Below are 19,807 nucleotides of genomic sequence, written 5' to 3'. Positions count from 1 at the left end.
GCTCGCTGCCATCATGTCGGCATGACAGAGGAGTCCGGCACCGAGGCGAGGCTGGAGCACCGTCTGACCGGACTCGCCCGCGTGACGGCTGAGCTCATCCGAGCGGCCAGCGCGGAGGACGTCACGAGGATCGTCGTCGAGCACAGCTCGGAGGCCGTGGGGGCGACGATGGCCTCGCTCAGCCTCAGGGACGGCCCCGACGTCGTCCGGCTCATGGGACTGCGGGGTGGCGACGAAGGAGACGCGGAGGCATTCGCGACCTACCCCTTGTCGATGCCGAGTCCGGCTGCCGATGTCATCCGTTCCGGGCGACGGCTGCTGTTGGCCGGACGCGCCGCGATCCTCGAGGCGTACCCGGACACCCCGCGGATCGACCGCGGGGAACGCTCGGTGCTGGTCCTGCCGTTGAACATGTCGACCGACACCCTGGGGGCGATCGGGCTGTCCTTTCCCGGGCGGCGGGAGTTCGAGCCTGCGGAGCTGGACTGCCTCGACATCCTGGCCGACACCTGCGCCCAGGCGTTGCAGCGCGTGCAGGCCGAGCAGGAGGCAGCCGACCGCCAGACCAAGCTGACCTTCCTGGCCGAGGCCTCGGCCGAGCTCGCCAGCAGCCTCGACTACGAGTCCACCCTGGCGCGGGTGGCCCAGCTCGCGGTGCCGAACTTCGGGGACTGGTGCGCGATCGACCTGGTCAAGGACAACCGACTGCGCCGCCTCGCGGTGGCCCATGTCGACCCGGCCAAGGTCGCGTACGCGCACGAGCTCGCGGAGCGGTACCCCAGCGACCCGAACTCCGGCAGCGGCGCGTGGCAGGTGATCAGGACGGGGCGCAGCGAGCTCATCGCGGAGATCACCGACGAGATGCTCGTCGCTGGAGCCCGGGACGACGAGCACCTCCGGATCGCGCGAGAGCTCGCGTTGTACAGCGCGGTCACGGTCCCGCTCATCGCTCGCGGCCGGACCCTCGGCGTCATCACCTGGGTGAGCGCGGAGTCGAAGCGCCGGTACACGCAGGCCGACCTCGAGTTCGCCGAGGACATCGCGCGCAGGGCGGCCGTGTCGATCGACAACTCCGAACTCCACAGCGAGACGCTGGCCGTCGCCGTCCGGCTGCAGCACGCCGTCCTCCCGGCTGCCTTGCCGGTGATCGACGCCTGCGATGTCGCGGCGCGCTACCTGCCGTCGGGCCGCACGGAGGTGGGGGGCGACTTCTACGACGTGATCGTCCTGGCAGACGGCCGGGTGGCCCTCTTCGTCGGAGACGTGATGGGCCGTGGGGTCGAGGCCGCGGCGTCGATGGCGCAGATGCGGGCATCGGTTCGCGCCTACATCGCCGCGGATCCGCTCCCGGACGTGGTGCTGACCAAGCTCGACCTGATGCTCACGGCGTACGGCGACGACCAGTTCGTGACCCTGGCGTACCTGCTGGCCGACCCGGCACGGAACGAGCTGCTGTTCGCGAACGCCGGACACCCGGCACCGATTCTCCTGCGAGCCGACTCGTCGGTCGAGCAGTTCCCCAGCGCTGACGGTGGTCCGCTGGCCATAGGGGAGGGGCTGCGCCGTCGGCACCGGGTGCGGTTCGATCCCGGCGACACCGTCCTGCTCTTCACCGACGGGCTGATCGAGCGGCGCACCGAGGACATCGACGTCGGCCGGGAAAGGCTCACGGCTGCCGTCGCCGGTCTCGCGGACCAGGACCTGTTCCGGGGCCTGTGCGGCACCATCGCGGCGGTGGGGGACGAGACGCATGACGACGACGTGGCCGCGGTGGCACTCCGTCGGCACGCCGCGGCGCCGACGGAGCAGACACTGTCGACGGTGCCGGCGGTGCGAACCCTGGAGAACATTGCCGCCGGTGCCGACGATCTCGAGCCGTCGGCCTGAGGAGCGCACCGGGCCCCTGACCGCACCGGCCCTGCGAGTGCACTCGAGGCCTTCGACTGCACCGCGCCCTTCGACTGCACCGCGCCCTTCGACTGCTACCTGCCCTTGCGACGCAGGTACGCCCAGGCGAGCAGCGCGCACGCCAGGCCGTTGACCACGCCCACGACGATGTCGGTCAGGTGGTGCATGCCTCGGTAGAGGCGAGCCCACGCCACGAGCACCGGGATGACGAGGCACAGCGCCGTCACGACCCGGCGCAGCACCGGCGAACCGATCCGCTGGGCCAGGAGGGCGAAGCTGACGTAGAGCGCCGTGGCAGCACCGACGTGACCGCTCGGGTAGCTCGAGGTCGGGGGAGCCGGGTCGAGGTGGGGCACGTGTGGCCTGGGCCTGGCCACGACCGCCGTCGCGATCACGAAGACGGTGGCCTGGAGGGCGATCGCGATGGCCGGAATGACGGCCACCCACCACTGGCGCGTACGCCACCAGAGGAGACCGACGGCGATCACACAGACGCCGATGACGATCTCGGTGTTGCCGATGTGTGACCACACCAGCGTCACGTCGTCCCACCGTGGGGTGCGCAGGCCCTGGGTGTCCTTGCTGATGTCCTCCTCCGCGGGGAATCCGTCGAGGGGCCCCCTGATGAGCAACCCGATGCCCACGATCGCGGCCCAGAGGGCCACGGCCGGGGTGACGGCACGGAGGAACACGTCCCGAAGCGCGGAGCCCACGGTCGGTGTGGAGCGGTCGTCGGTGTAGCGCGTCAGGAAGGCCATGTCGTCCTACTCCGGTCGGGTGCACACAACTTCTCGAGCCTAGCGCCCGACTGCGTGGGACAGGCTCCTGACCTGCGCAGATGCAGCGGATCAGTCGCGGAGTCCGGCCAGGGCGCGGACCGCCGCAAGGCCTTCGGGGGTGCCGGGCCAGTGCCGCTCCAGCGCCTCTGCCCCGGCGCGACGGGTGACTGAGCGCAGCACCAGCGCCACGAGGATGGCGTCGTCGGCATAGCCGATGACAGGCAGGAAGTCGGGCACGACGTCGACCGGGCTGGCGAGGTAGGCGAGCAGCAGCCACAGGCGAACTCGCGCTCCACGCGGCACGGAGGAGTCAACGGCCAGGCGTCGCAGCAGGCGAAGGAGGTCGGGCAGCAACCGCAACGCCTCTCGCAACCGCAGGTCGTCCGGACGGACCCACCACAGACCCACGACCAGGACCACCCACAGCAGCACCAGCCCGCCTCCGATGGCTGCGGCCGTCGCCCACCCCGGCGTGCCGAGGTCGGGCAGGGCGATCTGCGACGGGACCATCCGCACAGTCTGGCCGAGCACGCAACGCACCGGTGCACCCCGACCTCGTCACCTGCCCCTCCTGGCGAAGGTCTTCGCGGGCGTCGGAGGGCTGACTTTGCGTGGTCCCGTGCCGGCGACCCTCGTATACCGGCGACGTGGCTGGCATGCTGTTTTGCCTCTCCGGGGCGTCCTAGTCCGTTTGGTCAGTTCTACGGAGGCCAAACGTGCCAACCGCCGCTGGATACCTATCCGTGCCCCCCGTGGACGCACGTATGTTGCCGTTCGCCCAAGTTTTCGTCGTGAGGAAGGTGGCTCCGTGTCCAGACTGCAGTCGGCGGCTGGCCGTGTCCCCCAACGCTGGTCGTTCGGTCAGTGGCCCCTCCGCCGCAAACTGGCTGCCGCCATCGTCCTTCCTGTGCTGCTCTCCTTCGTCTTCGGTGGTCTGCGCGTCAAGAACGACTTCGACTCCTCGCAACGGCTGTCGCAGGCGGCGGACACGGTCCTCGTCATTCGCCCTGTCGTGGAGTACAACCTTGCCGTCCAGCGGCTGGCCGCGGCCGGGAGCGTCGGCGGCGGCGGCGTCATCTCCGCCATCACCAAGTACGAGTCCGCGGCAGCGGACCTCCGCATCGCCCTCAAGGTCGACGGCGTGCCGGACTCGGTCAAGGCCAACGCCCAGACCGCCCTGTCGCTCGGACAGGCGGTGCGTACGGCCAAGACGCAGAGCGGGTTCTCGGACACCGTCATCGACAAGTCGGGCAACACGGCGAGCCTGATGTCCTCCGCCGTCAGCGACCTCGGCCTCAGCGACGACTCGGCGTCGGCCAAGCTCGTCGTGGCCCTCCAGGACGCCATCGCTGCCCAGCGTGCGCTCACCGGCGAGCAGCTCAACCTCGCCAACACCGACGACGCGGCCGCCAGCCTGCGTGCCGTCGGTCAGGTCGGCGCCGAGACCGCCGCGCTCACGCGACTGCTGTCGGCCACCACGTCCGACCAGACCGGTCAGGTGCGCCAGCTCCTCAACGAGAACGGCCGGCGCGGCTACACGCTCCAGCAGGCCTCCCCGGACAAGGCTCAGCTCGAGGGGCTCGGCACCGTCATCGAGTCCAGCAACGCGGCCTACACCAAGCTCATGGACGGGCAGCTGACCTCGCTCGAGACCAACCTCCGCCAGCGCGCGTCGCAGCACCGCACCAGCGCCATCCTCAACGCCATCATCGTGATCGCTGCGCTGACGGCTGCGTTGGCCCTCGTGCTGGCCCTCATCCGCTCGCTCCTCATCCCGATCCGCGCTGTGCGGCAAGGCGCCCTCGAGGTCGCCACGAAGCGACTGCCCGAAGCGGTTGCCGCCATGCGTGACGGCACTGAGCTCCCCGCCTTCGAACCGATCCCGGTCCACACGACCGAGGAGATGGGTCAGCTCGCTCGGGCCGTCGACGACCTCCACACCCAGGCCCGCACCCTCGCCGGCGAGCAGGCCCGCCTGCGCCTCCAGGTCGGCCACATGTTCGAGACGCTGTCGCGCCGGAGCACGTCCCTCATCGACCAGCAGCTCAGCCTCATCGAGCGCCTCGAGAGCGACGAGGAAGACCCCAAGCGCCTCCAGAGCCTCTTCCGCCTCGACCACCTCGCCGCCCGTATGCGCCGCAACAGCGACTCGCTGCTGGTGCTCGCCGGCACGTCCACGCGTCGCGGCATGTCCGGCTCGGTGTCGGTGTCCGACGCCGTCCGTGCGGCCGTGTCCGAGGTCGAGAACTACGAGCGCATCGACATCGGCGACACGTCCAACGACCACGTCCTCGGTGCGGTCGGCTCCGACCTGATCCACCTGGTCGCCGAGGTCGTGGACAACGCCCTGTCCTACTCGCCGCCCACCTCCCGCGTGGCGATCCGCGGTGCCCGCACGCCCGAAGGCGGCCTCCTCATCGAGGTCTCCGACCGTGGCCTGGGTATGCCGCCCAAGGAGCTTGCCGCCCTCAACGACCAGCTCGCGCACGGTGGCGACATCACCGCGGACACCGCCCGTCGAATGGGCCTGTTCGTCGTCGGAAGCCTCGCGAAGCGGCACGGTATCGCAGTGCGGCTGCGCCGCAACGGTGACGACAAGCAGGGCATCACGGTGTCGGTGCACCTGCCCGCCTCCCTGCTGGCCGACAGCAGCAGGGGTGAGCGCCCGGCCCGGCCGGCCGCTGCTCCCGCCCCTGCCGATGCACCGGTCGCCGCTTCCCTCGCGGCCCCGCCCACGCCTGCCGTCGGTGGCACCACGAAGTCCGGCCTGCCCACCCGCGTCCGCGGCGCCAGCGGTGCCACGCCGAGCCCGGTGCCGGGTGCAGCCAAGAAGGTGCTGCCCACTCGCACACCCGGGGCGCACGGTCCCACGGCCGCGAACGGCATACAGACCCCCGCCAAGCCCGTCATCGACGGTGCCGACGCGGCGGTGGAGGAGAAGGCGCCCACCAACGGCCACGCCGTCGAGGACAAGGTCGTCAACGGCGCATCCGACAAGCCCGCCGTGAACGGCGCGCCGGCCGCGACCGAGGAGACCGTCCCGGGCCCGCAGGGTGCGGCGGACGCTCCGACCGCGGCTGTCGTCGAGGCGGAGGTCGCGGAGGCCGCCACCGACAGCCAGGACGCTCCTGCCGCAGAAGCGGCCTCGGGGCCCCAGCTCTCGCCGTCCGGGCTGCCGGTCCGCAAGCCGCGGGCCACCGGGATCACCGAGTACCGCGAGTTCGAGGACGCTCCGTCCACGCCACAGGAAGAGGCGCCGACCAAGCCCGGTGCCAAGTCGGGCGCCCCCGCCGCCAAGTCCGGCAGGCTCAGCTGGCTTCCCGGTCGCGCCAAGGCAGCCGCCGAGGCTGCCCGGATCGAGGCCGAGGCCGACGAGCCCCGTCAGATGCCCTCCAACCTGTCGGCCTGGCTCGAGCACCGCGCCAAGATCGTCGAGGCCGGCAAGGCCCGTGAGCTGGAAGCCGACGCCCCGGCAGCCGACGGCGAGACTTCAGCACAGACCGACCTCGTGCCGGTCGACGCGGTCGACTCCGATGACTCGAGCGACGCGAGCGACTCGAGCGACTCGAGCGACTCGACCACAGAGATGCACGTGCCCGAGGAGTGGGTGGCCGAGGTCGCCTCTGCCGGGGCTGCGGACCCTGCGTCCGACCTGGGCTCCGATGACTCTCCTGTCGCCGAGACCGGAGCCGAGCCGGCCGCTGACGGGGCCTCCGATGTCCCTGTCGACGCACCGGCTGAGGTGTCCGCCGAGGTGTCGGCACCGGTCGACAGCATCGATGTGGTCGAGGCTCCGGTCACCGGGTCGGCCGGCACCACGCCGCTGCCGACCCGCGTCCCGGGGGCCACGTCCGCCCATGCCTCGCAGGACCCCTCGGCTGGGGCGACCCTCTCGCGGCCGGCCATGCGGGCGCACAACACGTCCTTCTTCGGTGCTCGTCGGGCCCGCGACGCGGCGGCCGCAGCGCCGTCGCCCGAGGAGTCCGTCGCCAGCGCGGAGGCTGCGGCCACCGAGGCCGTGACCGACGCCGCGACCGAGCCGGTCGCCGTCGTCGAGGTGGCCACCGAGTCCGTCACCGACGCCGCGACCGAGACGGTCGACGTCGTCGAGGTGGCCACCGAGGCCGTCGCGTTCCAGGAGCCGGCCGTCGAAGCAGTCGCCGAAGCCACCGAGGAGAGCCTCGACCAGAGCGTCGAGGCGGCAGCCGAGGAGACCACCGAGGTCGTCGCGTCGATGACGCCCGAACCTGTCGTGGCTCCCGAGATGGCTCCCGAGATGGCCGTCGAGGCCGTCGAGCAGCCGCGTCGCGAGGAGGCGGTCGAGCCGGAGGGTGTCGACGCACAGGTGGGCTCGCCCCGCCCCGCAAGCCTCAACGACACCCCCATCTTCCGAGCGATGATGTCGCGCTGGCTCACCGACGACTCGTCGGTGCCCGCATCGGCATCGTGGTCCACCAACGAGGCTGACCAGGCTTGGTCTGCCGCCGCACGGATCGAGGAGACCCAACCCCTGGAAGAGTCCGCAGCCGGCCTCCCCATGCGACGCCCGGGCAGCTACCTGATCCCCGGCGCCGTTGACGAGGCCGACGAAAAGCCCGCTGCCCCCGCAGCATCGCGACGCGATCCCGAAGCGATCCGCCGCAACCTCAACCGCCACAAGAACGGTGTGAGCTCCGCTCGCACCGAGGCACAAGATGGAACACACCGAGAGGAAGCCGATGTACACCACTGACGCCATGGCCCAGCCCAAGGGCGAGTACGACTGGCTCGTGGCCAAGTTCACGACGGAGACCCCTGGCGTTTCACACGCCATCCTGGTCTCCGCCGACGGGCTTCCCATGGCCGCCAGCGAGCAGCTCCCCGTCGATCGCGCCGAGCAGATGGCAGCGGTGGCCTCGGGCATGGCCAGCCTCGCCTCGGGTGCGGCGCGCCTCTTCCAGGGCGGCACTGTCCTCCAGTCGGTCATCGAGATGGAGCTGGGCTACCTGCTCCTCATGAGCGTCGGAGACGGCTCGCACCTGGCAGCACTCACCAGCACCGACTCTGACATCGGTCAGGTCGGCTACGAGATGGCGGTCCTGGTTGACCGCGTCGGCAAGATGATCGACGCGTCTGCCCGGACCCCGATGTCGGGCTAGACCCATGGCGCCAGACGGACGCGAAGTGTCGGCGGGCCCTCGCCTGGTCCGGCCGTACGCGCTGACGTCCGGACGCACCGAGTCCGTGGTCGACCTCCCCATCGAGGCCACGTTCGAGGTGCTTCCCTCCGGACGCACCACGACCTGGCCCGAGGGCGACCTCTCGGGGCGGATCATCGACCTCTGTGTGGCCAAGGAGTCGGTGGCCGAGGTCTCGGCAAAACTGCACATCCCACTCGGCGTCGCCCGGGTGCTCCTGGGTGACCTGGTCACCGCCGGGCACCTCAAGACGCGAACGACCATCTCCGAAAACACGACATCCGACGAACGACGTGAACTGATTGAAAGGACACTCAGTGGACTACGCGCCCTCTAGCCGCAACAGCGCCTCGACGAAGATTGTCGTGGCCGGCGGGTTCGGCGTCGGCAAGACCACCTTCGTTGGTGCCGTCTCCGAGATCGATCCCCTGCGCACCGAGGCTCTTGTCACCAACGAGTCCGAGGGCCAGGACGACATCTCCAAGGTGCAGCAGAAGCACACCACCACGGTGGCGATGGACTTCGGCCGCATCACCTTGGCCGAGAACCTCGTCCTCTACCTGTTCGGCACTCCTGGCCAGCGCCGCTTCTGGTTCATGTGGGACGACCTGGTCAAGGGCGCCATCGGTGCCGTCGTGCTGGTCGACGTCCGTCGCCTCGACGACAGCTTCGCCGCCGTCGACTACTTCGAGGCCAAGGGCCTGCCGTTCATCGTCGCGCTCAACCAGTTCGACGGTTCGCAGGAGTTCGGCCCGGACGAGATCCGCGAGGCCCTCGCGATCCCGTCACACATCCCCGTCATCGCGGTCGATGCCCGCGACCGCGAGTCCGCCAAGCGGGCCCTCGTTCGCATCACCGAGTTCGCGCTGACGCAGCTCACGGGCGTGTCCGCCTCGGCCTGACCCCAGCCCGTCACCGGACGGGCGTGCTCGCCCCCTCGCCGGGTGCCACTTCGWCGAAGTGGCACCCGGCGAGGTCGTGTCTAGCGGCCCGTCAGGACCCCCGCGAGCCGCTCGACGTCCTGCGGTCCGTCGAGGTCGGGCAAGCCGACGAAGACGGTCCGGACGCCGCGTTGCGCCAGCGTGAGGAGGCGCTCGTGGTGCTGAGCCGCCTCGCCCGCGTGGTGACGCGACGCGAACGTCGCGGCCGGGGTGCGACCCCGCAGCAGCTCGACCCGTCGCCAGGTGTCGTCGCGGTCGGTGCCGACGACAGGCAGGTCGAGCACCGTCACAGCCACCTCACCCGGATCTCGCCCCGCCCTCTCGCAGTGCCTGCGCAGCACGGAGAGCTTGCGCTCGAGGGTGGGCAGGTCGCTGGGGAGGTTGCAGGCGTCCGCGAGCTCCGCCGCGATACGCAGGGTTCGCCGCTCGCCCGCGCCCCCCACGATGATCTGTGGCTGGCCCACAGGCCGTGGGTATGCCGTGGTCTCGGGCAACGTCACACGCCTGCCCTCGTGCGCCTTGGTGCCCTTGCCCCACAGGGCGCGGATCGTCTCGATCGAGGCCTCGAGCTGGTCGAGCCGCTCTGCCGGCGGCGGAAAGGGCAGTCCGAACGCGAGGTGCTCGCGCTCCCACCAGCCCGCCCCGAGACCGACGAAGGCGCGACCCCCGGACAGGACATCAAGAGTGGCAACGGTTTTCGCGATGATGCCGGGAGCGCGGAAGGTCACTGGCGAGACGAGGGTGCCGAGTCGCAGGTTCGTGTCCAGGCCGGCGAGCATGCCGAGCGTCACCCACGGCTCGGGGATCGGCTCCCAGGCCCGGTCCACCTGGGGGATCTGGATGAGGTGGTCCATCAGCGCGATCCCGCTGAAGCCGAAGTGGTCCGCCGCCAGGGCGACCGAACGCAGCCACCCGGCCGGGTCCGCACCCCAGGGGAAGCGGGACACCTGGATCACCACCTCCAGCCCGAGGTCGCCCGCTCCTGCCCCCGACTCCGGGCCCGTCGACTCCGCGCCCGTCGACTCCGCGCCCGTCGATGCCGCGGGCGCCGTGGCGCCAGCCGCTCCGGGTCTCGCCGGGGCGGAGGTGTCGGTGACGATCCGGACCGCGTCCCAGCCCTCGTCCGCGAGGGCCTCCCGGACACGCCCGAACGTCGCGAGCTGCCGGCCGAGGACAGCCGCTGGGACGGGTCGGTCCCGCTGGGCGTTGCGCGCACGGCATACGGCGGGGGTTGTCTCGAAAAGCACTGCGACGCAAGGAAGTCCCGCGGTGCGGCCCTGCTCGCGAAGGCGGTCGCGCAGGTCCGGGTCGAGGCCCAGGGTGTCGACGACGACGGTCAGTCCGCGGCGGGCTCGCGCAGCCACGACCTGGTGCAGGAGCGCGAACGCGTCGGCCGAGGCGTCGAGGTCGAACTCACCACTGCCCACCACCGCGCGCAGGGCGTCCGACGACACGACCTCCTGCTGCCGGTAGTGCTGCGCGGCCCAGGTGGACTTGCCTGCGCCGCTGGGGCCGACGAGCACGACGAGCGCCGGGTCGGGCAGCGGTGGCGCTGTGGTCAGGCTTCTGCCCTCGGCGCGTGGCTGACCAGCCCTACGAGGTTTCCCTCGCTGTCGCGGATGAAGGCCATCCACTCGTCGGTGCCCTCAGGCCCGAGCGTGTCGTCGGTGTGGCTGAAGATGACGTGGGGCTCGGCCTCGACGACGACGCCGTCGGCCCGCAGCTCCTCGATGCGGGTGGGGACGTCCTCCACGGCGAGGTAGAGCAGGGCCGAGCTCGCACCCTGCTCGAGGAGCAGCCGGGTCGCACCGAGCCCGAAGAACAGCAGCCCCGGTGGGTCGAACCTGGCGAGCGGTGGCGACCCCAGCAGCCGTTCGTAGAAGGCTGCCGCTCGGTCGAGGTCCTCCGCGTGCTGGGCCACCTGTGCCAGTCCGGTGCCACCTGTCATCGCACCCACCTCCTGCGCGTGAATCTACTGCTGGAGGGTGCGCCGCCGCTCGAGGATGACCGCGGCGACCTCCTGCGGATGTGTCTCGGGCAGCCAGTGCCCGGCGTCGAGCTCGGTGAAGGTGTAGTCGGCTGCGACGTGGCTCCGGGTGCGCTCGGCAGCCGCGCGGCCGAGTGCCGAGTCGTGCCGACCCCAGACGTAGGCCGTGGGCGTCGAGATGCGACGGGAGGCGCCAGCTTCGTCAGAAGCATTGCGGCGCAACGGAATCGCGCGGTACCACGCCAACCCGCCACGGGCCATGCCCGGGCGACGGAACCGCGCGGCATACCTCTGCACGTCCTGCTCGGGCAGGCCCGAACGGCGCAGTGCGGCGGGCAGGCGACGCCGCAGGACGAGCTCCGGCAGGGCCGGGACCTGGAAGAACGCCATGTACCAGCTCCGCCGGGCCTGGTCGGCGTGACGCAGTGCCCAGGCGATGGCTCGGTGGTGCGGCGTGGAGACCACCGTGAGGCTCAGCAGCCGTTCGGGGTGGCGCTCGGCGAAGGCCCAGGCGACCGACCCGCCCCAGTCGTGGCCCACGAGGTGCACGCGCGTCTGGCCCAGGGCGTCGGCCAGGGCCAGCACGTCGGCCACGAGCTCGCTCATGCGGTAGGCCTCGCGACCACGGGGCAGCGCACCCGGCGAGTAGCCTCGCTGGTCGAACGCCACCACCCGCAGGCCGCCGTCGGCGAGCAGGGGCGCCACCGTCGACCACGTGTGCCGGTCCTGGGGCCACCCGTGCAGCAGGACCACGACATCGTCACCGGCGCCGCTGTCGGCGACGTCGAACACCAGGCCGTCCCGCATGAAGCGCTCCACGCGGTGAACCTACCGGCCGGCGTCACGGGGGCGGGCACGAAGAGTGGGGCGTGCATGATGAGTCCTGTGTCGACCTTCCACTTCCACCACCGGTGGCGCGTGCCCGCGCAACCCGGGCGGGTCTTCGACGCCCTCGCGGACGTGGAGCGGTACGCGCTGTGGTGGCCGCAGGTGCGCTCCGCCGAACGCATCGACGACCACTCCGGGCGCACCGACATCCGCAGCTTCCTGCCCTACACGCTCCACCTGGTGCTGCGACGGGAGGTCGAGGACCCCTCGACCGGTCACCTGCGGGTCGAGGTCAGTGGCGACCTCGAGGGCTGGTGCGAGTGGCGGGTCCGCGCCGGTGACGACGGCGCCACGGTCGCCGAGTTCGACCAGGAGGCCGTGGTCACCCCCATGCTGCTCGCCCGGACGGCTCGGGTGACCGGACCGTTGCTGCGCGCCAACCACGGCTGGATGATGAGATCCGGGCGGGCCGGTCTGGCGGACTACCTGGCAGGGCGCCCATAGGCGCACTGCTCGGACTCGCCGCCGGGTCACTCGGGCCCTCTCGCGCCACCGTGACCCGCGGTGCCCGCGGGGTGGGGGGGTGCGGGACACTGGGGCGTGACCAGACCTGCCGCCCAGTTCGCACTCGGGGGTCGGCGGGCGTGGATCGTGTATGCCGCGTCGGTGTCGGTCTACGTGCTGGCGGTCTTCCACCGCAGCTCACTCGGGGTGGCGGGGCTGCTGGCCAGCGAGCGCTTCGACATCGCGGCCACGCAGCTGTCCGTGTTCACGATGGTGCAGCTGCTGGTCTACGCGGCCATGCAGATCCCCGTCGGCGCGCTGCTCGACCGGTTCGGGCCCAAGCGGCTGCTGCTGACCGGCGTGACCATGATGACGGTCGCGCAGCTGGGGTTCGCCTTCGCCGACTCCTTCGTGGTGGGTATCGCCGCCAGGGTGTTCGTCGGGATCGGCGACGCGATGGTCTTCATCCCCCTCCTGCGCCTCGTGGCCCTGTGGTTCCCGCCGCTGCGCATCCCGATGGTCTCCCAGCTCACCGGGCTGCTCGGCCAGCTGGGCGCGCTGGTGGCGGCCACGCCCCTCGTCTACGCCCTCCACGAGTGGGGCTGGACGCCGTCCTACGCGGGTGCCGCGCTGTTCGGCGTGGTCCTGGGGGCGATCGTCCTCGTGGTCGTGCGGGACTCGCCCAACCCGGACCACGAGCTCGACCAGATCAAGGTCCGGGCGCTGGCCCGCAGCGTGCGCGCCGCGTGGCGCACCCCCGGCACGCGGCTCGGGCTGTGGTCGCACTTCTCCGCCCAGTTCGGCGCCACGGTGTTCGCCCTGCTGTGGGGCTACCCGTTCCTCGTGGCCGGGCAGGGGCTCTCGCCGAAGGCGGCCGGCGTCCTGCTGATGCTGATGACGGTGACGACGGTGGTCACCAGTCCCCTCATCGGTGGGTTCGTCACGAAGTACCCCTTCTCGCGCTCGACCCTCATCCTCGGGATCGTCTTCTCGATCATGACGGTGTGGGCGGTCGTGCTGCTCTGGCCCGGGCGGGCGCCGCTGCCGCTGCTCGTGCTGCTCGTCGTCATCACGGCCGTCGGTGGTCCCGGGTCGCTGGTGGGATTCGACCTGGCCCGGACGTTCAACCCGCCCACCCGGCTCGGGAGCGCGACGGGGATCGTGAACGTCGGCGGCTTCCTCGCCTCGCTCTCGACCGTGACGCTGATCGGCATCATCCTCGACAGGGTGGCGCCCGGTGGGCCGAGCACCTACGACGTGGACACCTTCCGCGCCGCCATGTCGGTGCAGTACCTCGTCTGGGGCGCCGGGGTGGTGCAGATACTGAGGTACCGGCGCAAGACCCGACGGGCCCTGCGGGAGAGCGATCCCGAGGCCTACGCCGCCCTGCGGGCCGGCGAGGCCATCACCCCCTGACCCCGCGACTCCTTCCGACTTCTGGCCACCCGTACCCCACCCCCGGGGCTGTTGAGGGGTTTGGTGCCAGATGGGTGGCCAGAAGTCGCGCTGGACAGTGGGGCTGGAACGGCCGTTCAGGGCTCTCACCTGCGAAAATGCGGATTTCGTTACCGATTCGTGACCATTTCTGGACAGGTGATCGAAGGAGTCCCACTGCCTGCTGAAAGACATGCGTGTAACTCCCCGAACCACACGCATGTCATTTCTCGTACTCGCTCGTAAGGCGTGGGATTTGTGTGACTGGAGTGTTCCGAGTGAAAACCCGGCTCTAGTCTCGTGCGGCTGTCCCAACCAGACCGGTCACCCGACTCGAGAGGCATCCCCCGTGCCGAACGCCCACCCCGCACGCCGCGCGCTCCGCAGCGCCGCGACGCTCTCCGTCGTGGGGATCCTGGCCGTCACCACAGGGCTGTCCGCCTCCGCCGACCCGGGCCCGGTCTACCCGTCCAAGTCGCAGGTCGACAAGGCGAAGTCGGCCGTCGCCAGCACGTCCGGCAAGGTCTCGAGCCTCGACGCGCAGTACGCCACGGCCAGTGCCCGGCTGAGCCAGGTGCAGGAGAGCGCGGCAGCAGCGGCCGAGGCCTACAACGGGGCCCGCTACGAGCTCGACAAGCGCACCGCCGAGACCGCCGCCGCCAAGAAGCGCGCCGCCCAGGCCCAGGACATCGCCGACGCCGCGGGGCTGCAGGTGCGTCGCTACGCCGCAAGCGTCTACCAGCAGGGCGGCAACCTCGGCGAGCTCGAGGCCTACCTGTCCAGCACCGGCCCGCAGGACCTGATGGACCGCGCCACCGCCATCGAGGCCGTGAGCGACTCCCGGACCCGCACCCTGCAGCGGGCTGCCGCCTCCTCGATCGTCGCCGACACCATGCGCAAGCAGGCCGCGAGCGCCGAGGCGGCGCAGGCCAAGGCGGCAGCGGCCGCCCAGGCGGCTCGTGCCGCGGCGCAGGCCCAGGCCGACCAGGCCCAGGCCGCAACGGCCCAGATCCAGCACCAGCAGCAGGCCCTCACCGTGCAGCTGGCCAGCCTGCGCAAGACCTCGGTCGCCCTCGAGAAGCAGCGCCAGGACGGTCTGGCTGCCGCAGCAGTCGCCCGTGCAGCCGCGGCCGAGGCAGCCAGGCAGGCCCGCCTCGCCGCCGAGCGCGCCAAGGCCGCCCGCACCGCGGCCGCACGGAAGGCCGCCCAGCAGGCCGCAGCCCGTGCCGCCGCCGAGGCGGCTCGCCAGAGGGCCGCTGCCGAGGCCGCCGAACAGGCTGCCCGCGACGCCGCCCAGCAGAACCAGCCGAAGCCCGCGCCGCAGCCCGACAACCCGCCGCCGCCGCCGTCCACCAACGGTGGGGTCTCCGCGGTCATCGCCTACGCCCGGGCCCAGATCGGCAAGCCCTACGAGTGGGGCGGCGACGGTCCGAACACGTTCGACTGCTCCGGCCTCACGATGCGCGCCTGGCAGCGAGCCGGCGTCGGCCTCTCGCACTACACCGGTGCGCAGTGGGACGAGACCTCACGGGTCGCCATCAGCGACCTGCGCGCCGGTGACCTCGTCTTCTTCGGCAGCTCCGGCCCGAACAGCCACCACGTGGGTCTCTACATCGGCGGCGGCCAGATGATCGAGGCGCCCTACACCGGGGCCAACGTCCGCTACGCCTCGATCTACCGGTCGGACCTCGTCTCCTACGGCGGTCGGCCCTAGCTCCCCTCGCGGCGCGGCCAACCGCCCGCCGCACCGCCGCCGCGCCTGCGCCCTGACGCACGCGGCATACCCACCCCAAGCACCAGGCCCCCAGGCTGACGTGACGTCGCCTGGGGGCCTGTGTATGCCGGGTGCGCGCCGCGGCGCGCGGGCTCAGTCGGTGGGCGGCTTGGCCTCGGACATCGGTTCGGCGGACACGTCGGGCATGCGCCAGCGAGCGGTGGTCATGCCGGCCTCCTTGGCCCGCTCGATGGCCTCGCGCACCACCTGCTCGGCCTCTTCGCGTCCGGCCCAGTGGGCGCCTTCGACGGACTTGCCGGGCTCGAGGTCCTTGTAGGTCTCGAAGAAGTGCTGGATCTCGAGGCGGTCGAAGCTGCTGACCTGCTCGAGCTCGGTGATGTGTGCCTGGCGCGGGTCGCCCGCGGGCACGCAGAGGATCTTGTCGTCACCGCCGGCCTCGTCGCGCATGTGGAACATGCCGATCGGGCGCACGCGCACGAGGCAACCGGGGAAGGTGGGCTCCTCCAGGAGCACCAGCGCGTCGAGGGGGTCGCTGTCCTCGCCGAGGCTGTCCTCGACGTAGCCGTAGTCGGCCGGGTAGCGCGTGGAGGTGAACAGCAGGCGGTCGAGCCGGATCCGGCCCGTCTCGTGGTCGACCTCGTACTTGTTGCGGTGCCCCTGCGGGATCTCGATGGTGACGTCGAACTCCACGACGATGTCCCTTCCGTTGTGCGCATGCCTGAGACGTGGTGCGCGCGCCTATGACCTAGGCTCGCGGCTAAGTGTTCCGTATGACGCAAGTCCAGCGCTGAGGGGGTCGAGTGCGTCGCATCCTGGCCGCCCTGCTGGCCGTGGTGGTGCTGGGGGTGGCCTACGCAGCGCTCGACGTGTTCGACATCGTGCCCGGGATCCTGACGCGTGACCAGCCCCGCGCCGCACCGACCACCACCACCCCCACGGGCACCGCGACGCCCACCGCCGCTGCGGTTCCCACCATCGACCCCGCCGCGCAACCGCTCGAGCCCGCGTCCGCCAGTGCGCCCATCCCCGACCCTGCGGCGCTGGCCACAGCGCTCGCGACCGTCGTCGCCGACCCGGCCCTGCGTCCCGGGCCGGGCATCGTGGTTCGCGACGCCTTCACGGGTCAGACCCTGCTCAGCAAGGACGCCACCCGGGCACGGGTGCCCGCCTCGACGGCCAAGCTGCTCACCGCCCTTGCCGTCGACACGACGCTCGACCCGCTGGCCACCCTCCCCACGACCGTGGTGCAGGGCACCACGCCCGACGAGATCGTGCTGGTCGCGGGTGGCGACACGATGCTGGCCAGGGGCAAGGGAACCCCGACCGCCGTCGAGGGTCGCGCCGGCCTGGCAGACCTGGCGGGTCAGGTCGCCTCGGCCCTGCAGGCCGCCGGGACCACGCAGGTCACCCTCCGGCTGGACACGACCTACGCCAAGGGTCCGCGCTGGGCGCCGGGCTGGAACCAGGCTGATGTGAGGGCGGGCTACGCCGGCGGGGTCTCGATGCTGGGACTTGCGGGCCAGCGGGCCGAGCCGTTCAAGCCGGCTCCACGCAACCCCGAGGCCGCCGTGGGCGCCGCCTTCGTGGGCGCCCTGGCCAAGGCCGGCATCACGGCCACCCTCGCCCCGGAGGCCACCTGGTCCACGAAGGTGCCCGAGGGCGTCACCGAGCTGGGGCGGGTGGAGTCGGCACCGGTCGGTGACATCCTCGCCCTCGCCCTCGACGACAGCGACAACGCCCTCACCGAGGGGCTCGCGCGTCAGGCAGCCGTGAAGGCAGGGGGTTCCGCGACCTTCGCGGCAGCGGTGTCGCTCGTGAGGAAGGCGGTGCTGGCCCAGGGCGTCGACCTCACGGGGGTGGTCCTCAAGGACACCAGCGGGCTCACCTCAGGTCAGGCGATCCCGCCGCAGGTGCTCTCCGACGTGCTCCAGCTCGGAGCCGACGGGTCGGTCCCGGCCATGCAGGACACGATCGCGCGGCTGCCGGTGGCAGGCCTGTCCGGCACCCTGGCGACCAGGTTCCACGCGAAGAGCACGCGCGCCGTCGCCGGCCTGGCCCGCGCCAAGACCGGCACCCTCACCGGTGTGAGCGCCATGGCCGGCACCGTGATCGACGCAGACGGCCGGGTGCTGTCCTTCGTCGTCCAGGCCGACCGACTCCCCGGGGGCGTCGGAACGCTCGATGCCCGGGCCGCGTTGGACCGCTTCGTGGCGGTGCTCGCGACCTGCGGGTGTCCCTGACCTACCGTGAGGGGATGACCGTGTCCGAGGCAGCAGCTCCGAAGACCACCCGCTACGTCGACTGGCAGTTCGCCAAGGCCACCGGGACGCGGCTGGTGCCCGCCGGACCCAAGGTGACGGTGGCCGAGGCCGCCGAGGTCGTCGCGTCCGTGCGTGCCGCGGCTCTTCGGGCCCAGCAGCCCGTGGCCGAGACCGCCCGGCTGCACGCGCCGGGCGACGCCCCCGGGCCGGTCGTCGTCGACCGACGCACCTGGATCTCGCTCAACGCGGACTCGATGTCAGCGCTCATGGATCCCGTCTTCGGCAAGCTGGTCGACAGCCAGAAGACGCCACCGAACCAGACGATGCAGGCCATCGGCGGCAAGGTCACCGGCGGGGAGGCCGGGGCGCTGCTCGCCTTCATGTCGAGCAAGGTCCTCGGCCAGTACGACCTGGCCCCCGGTGGCACGCCCCAGCTGATGCTCGTGGCACCCAACCTCGTCCAGGTCGAGCGCGAGCTCGGCCTCGACCCGGTCGACTTCCGGCTCTGGGTCTGCATGCACGAGGAGACCCACCGCGTGCAGTTCACGGCGGTGCCGTGGCTGCGCGACCACATGGTCGAGCGGGTCCGCACCCTGGCGTCCGACCTGGTCCCCGACCCCGAGTCCCTGCAGGAGACGCTCTCACGCCTCACCAAGCAGCTGCCCGACGCACTCAAGAGCGGGGGCGCCGGCCTCACCGACCTGATCGCCTCGCCCGAGCAGCGCGCCGAGCTCGCCGGCGTCACTGCCGTCATGTCGCTGCTCGAAGGGCACGCAGACGTCGTCATGGACGAGGTCGGTCCCCAGATCATCCCCTCGGTCGCCCACATCCGCAGCAGGTTCAACGAGCGCCGCAAGGGCGTCGGTGCCTTCGACCGGGTGCTGCGCCGACTCCTGGGGCTCGAGGCCAAGATGCGGCAGTACCGCGACGGCGCGATCTTCGTCCGCGAGGTCACCGCGGCCGTCGGCACCGACGGCTTCAACCGCATCTGGGAGTCCCCCGAGACGCTGCCGCTGCCGGCCGAGATCGCCACGCCCTCGGCCTGGGTCGCCCGGGTCCACGGCTGACCGGTGGCAGCACACGCTCCCCTCCGGACGCCGGGGGCCTGAGGTGGCCGGGCCCCACCCCGCCACTGCGGCGATCCGTGTCGCCGTGCGCGCGACCCTGGCCGAGTGCGAGCCGGGGGACCTCGTCCTCGTCGGGTGCAGCGGGGGAGCGGACTCGCTCGCGCTCGCGGCGGCGGTCGCCTTCGAGGCGCCCAGGCTGGCGGTCCGGGGCGGCGCGGTCGTGGTCGACCACGGGCTGACGGCAGGGTCGGCGGCGGTTGCCCGACGGACGGCCGAGCAGTGCGAAGCCCTTGGACTGGCACCGCTGAGCCGGGAGGCGGTCGAGGTCGTGCAGGGCCCTGACGGGCTCGAGTCCGCGGCACGTGACGCCCGCTACGCCGCCCTCGACGGAGCCGCCGACCGGCACGGCGCGCGCCTCGTGCTCCTCGGCCACACCCTCGACGACCAGGCGGAGCAGGTCCTGCTGGGCCTCACCCGAGGGGCCGGTGCCAGGTCCCTGGCGGGTATGCCGCGCGCTCGCGACCGCTTCCGGCGTCCCCTTCTCGCGGTCACCAGGGCGCAGACCCGCTCCTCGTGCGCGGCCGAAGGGCTGACCTGGTGGGACGACCCGATGAACGACGACCCGGCCTTCACCCGCGTCCGGGCCCGCCGGGCGCTCGTGGACCTCGAGCGCGACCTCGGCCCCGGTGTCGCCGCCGCCCTCGCGCGCACGGCCGACCTCCTGCGGGAGGACGCCGACCACCTCGACGCCCTCGCCGACGCAGCCCTCGCCACCCTTCTCGTCGTCCCCCCTCTCCCGGGTCGATGTAAAACCGCCGGGGAATCCCCGCGTGTTTACATCGACCCGGTGGTGGTGGGGGTCGACGCGATGCTCGCGCTGCCGCGGGCCGTGCGCACGCGGGTCTGGCGGCGCCTCGCCGTGGCGGCCGGTGCGCCGGCGGGGCAGGTGAGCACCCGGCATACCCAAGCGTGTGACGCCCTCCTCACCCAGTGGCACGGACAGGGTCCGGTGAGCCTCCCCGGTCCGCTGCAGGCGACCCGATCGGGCGGCCGGGTATCCATCGCCCCACCTGCTCGGGTTGAATAGCCCCGCACCACCCGACAACTGAGGGAGTTTGAGCCGTGGACGCTGCCCACATGGGAGCCGATCTCGAGAAGGTCCTCATCACCGAGGAGGAGATCCACG

At 71.7% G+C, this 19,807-nt stretch carries 17 protein-coding genes; 11 read left to right on the top strand and 6 right to left on the bottom strand.

Going from position 1 to position 19,807, the window contains the following annotated elements; all coding sequences use genetic code 11:
- The first annotated feature begins 21 nt into the window (after positions 1 to 21).
- The gene (locus tag AC1DVZ_RS09185) at positions 22 to 1,887 is read left to right on the top strand and encodes a GAF domain-containing SpoIIE family protein phosphatase (protein WP_477617880.1); all 1,866 of its coding nucleotides are present in this window, start codon (positions 22 to 24) and stop codon (positions 1,885 to 1,887) included.
- A gap of 95 nt (positions 1,888 to 1,982) precedes the next feature.
- Here the strand turns inward: AC1DVZ_RS09185 and AC1DVZ_RS09180 are convergent, their stop codons facing one another.
- Positions 1,983 to 2,666, bottom strand: coding sequence for a phosphatase PAP2 family protein (locus tag AC1DVZ_RS09180; RefSeq protein WP_477617879.1), 684 nt, complete (start codon positions 2,664 to 2,666; stop codon positions 1,983 to 1,985).
- A 90-nt stretch (positions 2,667 to 2,756) separates the two neighbouring features.
- Positions 2,757 to 3,197, bottom strand: a complete 441-nt coding sequence (locus tag AC1DVZ_RS09175; RefSeq protein WP_477617878.1) for a YkvA family protein — start codon at positions 3,195 to 3,197, stop codon at positions 2,757 to 2,759.
- A gap of 397 nt (positions 3,198 to 3,594) precedes the next feature.
- Here AC1DVZ_RS09175 and AC1DVZ_RS09170 point away from each other — a divergent pair, with 397 nt between their 5' ends.
- The 4 genes from AC1DVZ_RS09170 to AC1DVZ_RS09155 are packed head-to-tail and all read left to right on the top strand — an operon-like array spanning position 3,595 to position 8,766.
- Complete coding sequence (locus AC1DVZ_RS09170) at positions 3,595 to 7,419, top strand: ATP-binding protein (protein ID WP_477617877.1); 3,825 nt, start codon at positions 3,595 to 3,597, stop codon at positions 7,417 to 7,419.
- Positions 7,406 to 7,825, top strand: coding sequence for a roadblock/LC7 domain-containing protein (locus AC1DVZ_RS09165; protein WP_477613829.1), 420 nt, complete (start codon positions 7,406 to 7,408; stop codon positions 7,823 to 7,825). Before AC1DVZ_RS09170 ends, AC1DVZ_RS09165 begins: the two co-directional genes overlap by 14 nt.
- A 4-nt stretch (positions 7,826 to 7,829) precedes the next feature.
- Positions 7,830 to 8,201: a DUF742 domain-containing protein gene (locus tag AC1DVZ_RS09160; RefSeq protein ID WP_477617876.1), complete on the top strand. Its 372-nt coding sequence runs from the start codon at positions 7,830 to 7,832 to the stop codon at positions 8,199 to 8,201.
- Positions 8,202 to 8,229: 28 nt separating this feature from the next.
- Positions 8,230 to 8,766 (top strand): GTP-binding protein, encoded by a 537-nt coding sequence (locus tag AC1DVZ_RS09155; protein ID WP_477613827.1) that lies wholly within the window; start codon positions 8,230 to 8,232, stop codon positions 8,764 to 8,766.
- An 80-nt stretch (positions 8,767 to 8,846) separates the two neighbouring features.
- On the opposite strand, the gene AC1DVZ_RS09150 is transcribed toward AC1DVZ_RS09155, so the two are convergent.
- The 3 genes from AC1DVZ_RS09150 to AC1DVZ_RS09140 are packed head-to-tail and all read right to left on the bottom strand — an operon-like array spanning position 8,847 to position 11,611.
- The gene (locus AC1DVZ_RS09150) at positions 8,847 to 10,328 is read right to left on the bottom strand and encodes an LLM class flavin-dependent oxidoreductase (RefSeq protein WP_477617875.1); all 1,482 of its coding nucleotides are present in this window, start codon (positions 10,326 to 10,328) and stop codon (positions 8,847 to 8,849) included.
- A gap of 35 nt (positions 10,329 to 10,363) precedes the next feature.
- Positions 10,364 to 10,753, bottom strand: a complete 390-nt coding sequence (locus AC1DVZ_RS09145) for a VOC family protein (RefSeq protein ID WP_477617874.1) — start codon at positions 10,751 to 10,753, stop codon at positions 10,364 to 10,366.
- A 24-nt stretch (positions 10,754 to 10,777) separates the two neighbouring features.
- Positions 10,778 to 11,611: an alpha/beta fold hydrolase gene (locus AC1DVZ_RS09140; protein ID WP_477617873.1), complete on the bottom strand. Its 834-nt coding sequence runs from the start codon at positions 11,609 to 11,611 to the stop codon at positions 10,778 to 10,780.
- A gap of 57 nt (positions 11,612 to 11,668) precedes the next feature.
- Here AC1DVZ_RS09140 and AC1DVZ_RS09135 point away from each other — a divergent pair, with 57 nt between their 5' ends.
- The 3 genes from AC1DVZ_RS09135 to AC1DVZ_RS09125 all read left to right on the top strand — a co-directional run bounded on the left by AC1DVZ_RS09135 (position 11,669) and on the right by AC1DVZ_RS09125 (position 15,272).
- Complete coding sequence (locus AC1DVZ_RS09135) at positions 11,669 to 12,124, top strand: SRPBCC family protein (RefSeq protein WP_477617872.1); 456 nt, start codon at positions 11,669 to 11,671, stop codon at positions 12,122 to 12,124.
- Positions 12,125 to 12,220: 96 nt separating this feature from the next.
- Positions 12,221 to 13,540 (top strand): MFS transporter, encoded by a 1,320-nt coding sequence (locus AC1DVZ_RS09130; protein WP_477617871.1) that lies wholly within the window; start codon positions 12,221 to 12,223, stop codon positions 13,538 to 13,540.
- A 367-nt stretch (positions 13,541 to 13,907) separates the two neighbouring features.
- Entirely contained in the window at positions 13,908 to 15,272 is a 1,365-nt protein-coding gene (locus AC1DVZ_RS09125) for a C40 family peptidase (protein ID WP_477617870.1), read from the top strand.
- A 153-nt stretch (positions 15,273 to 15,425) separates the two neighbouring features.
- Here the strand turns inward: AC1DVZ_RS09125 and AC1DVZ_RS09120 are convergent, their stop codons facing one another.
- Positions 15,426 to 15,983, bottom strand: a complete 558-nt coding sequence (locus AC1DVZ_RS09120; protein WP_477617869.1) for an inorganic diphosphatase — start codon at positions 15,981 to 15,983, stop codon at positions 15,426 to 15,428.
- 110 nt (positions 15,984 to 16,093) lie between these two features.
- Between AC1DVZ_RS09120 and AC1DVZ_RS09115 the strand changes: the two genes are divergently transcribed.
- Genes AC1DVZ_RS09115 through tilS form a run of 3 tightly spaced genes read left to right on the top strand, consistent with a single transcriptional unit; the run spans position 16,094 to position 19,708 of the window.
- A complete protein-coding gene (locus AC1DVZ_RS09115) occupies positions 16,094 to 17,533 on the top strand; it encodes a D-alanyl-D-alanine carboxypeptidase/D-alanyl-D-alanine-endopeptidase (RefSeq protein WP_477617868.1) in 1,440 nt (479 codons plus the stop codon).
- A 14-nt stretch (positions 17,534 to 17,547) separates the two neighbouring features.
- Entirely contained in the window at positions 17,548 to 18,621 is a 1,074-nt protein-coding gene (locus tag AC1DVZ_RS09110; protein WP_477617867.1) for a zinc-dependent metalloprotease, read from the top strand.
- A 43-nt stretch (positions 18,622 to 18,664) separates the two neighbouring features.
- Positions 18,665 to 19,708 carry a tRNA lysidine(34) synthetase TilS gene (gene tilS / locus AC1DVZ_RS09105; RefSeq protein WP_477617866.1) on the top strand — a complete coding sequence of 348 codons (1,044 nt, stop codon included), beginning with the start codon at positions 18,665 to 18,667 and terminating at the stop codon, positions 19,706 to 19,708.
- Positions 19,709 to 19,807: the final 99 nt, after the last annotated feature.

It is taken from the genome of Pedococcus sp. P2_E5, from assembly GCF_056403895.1.
This window is presented reverse-complemented; position numbering and strand designations above follow the sequence as displayed.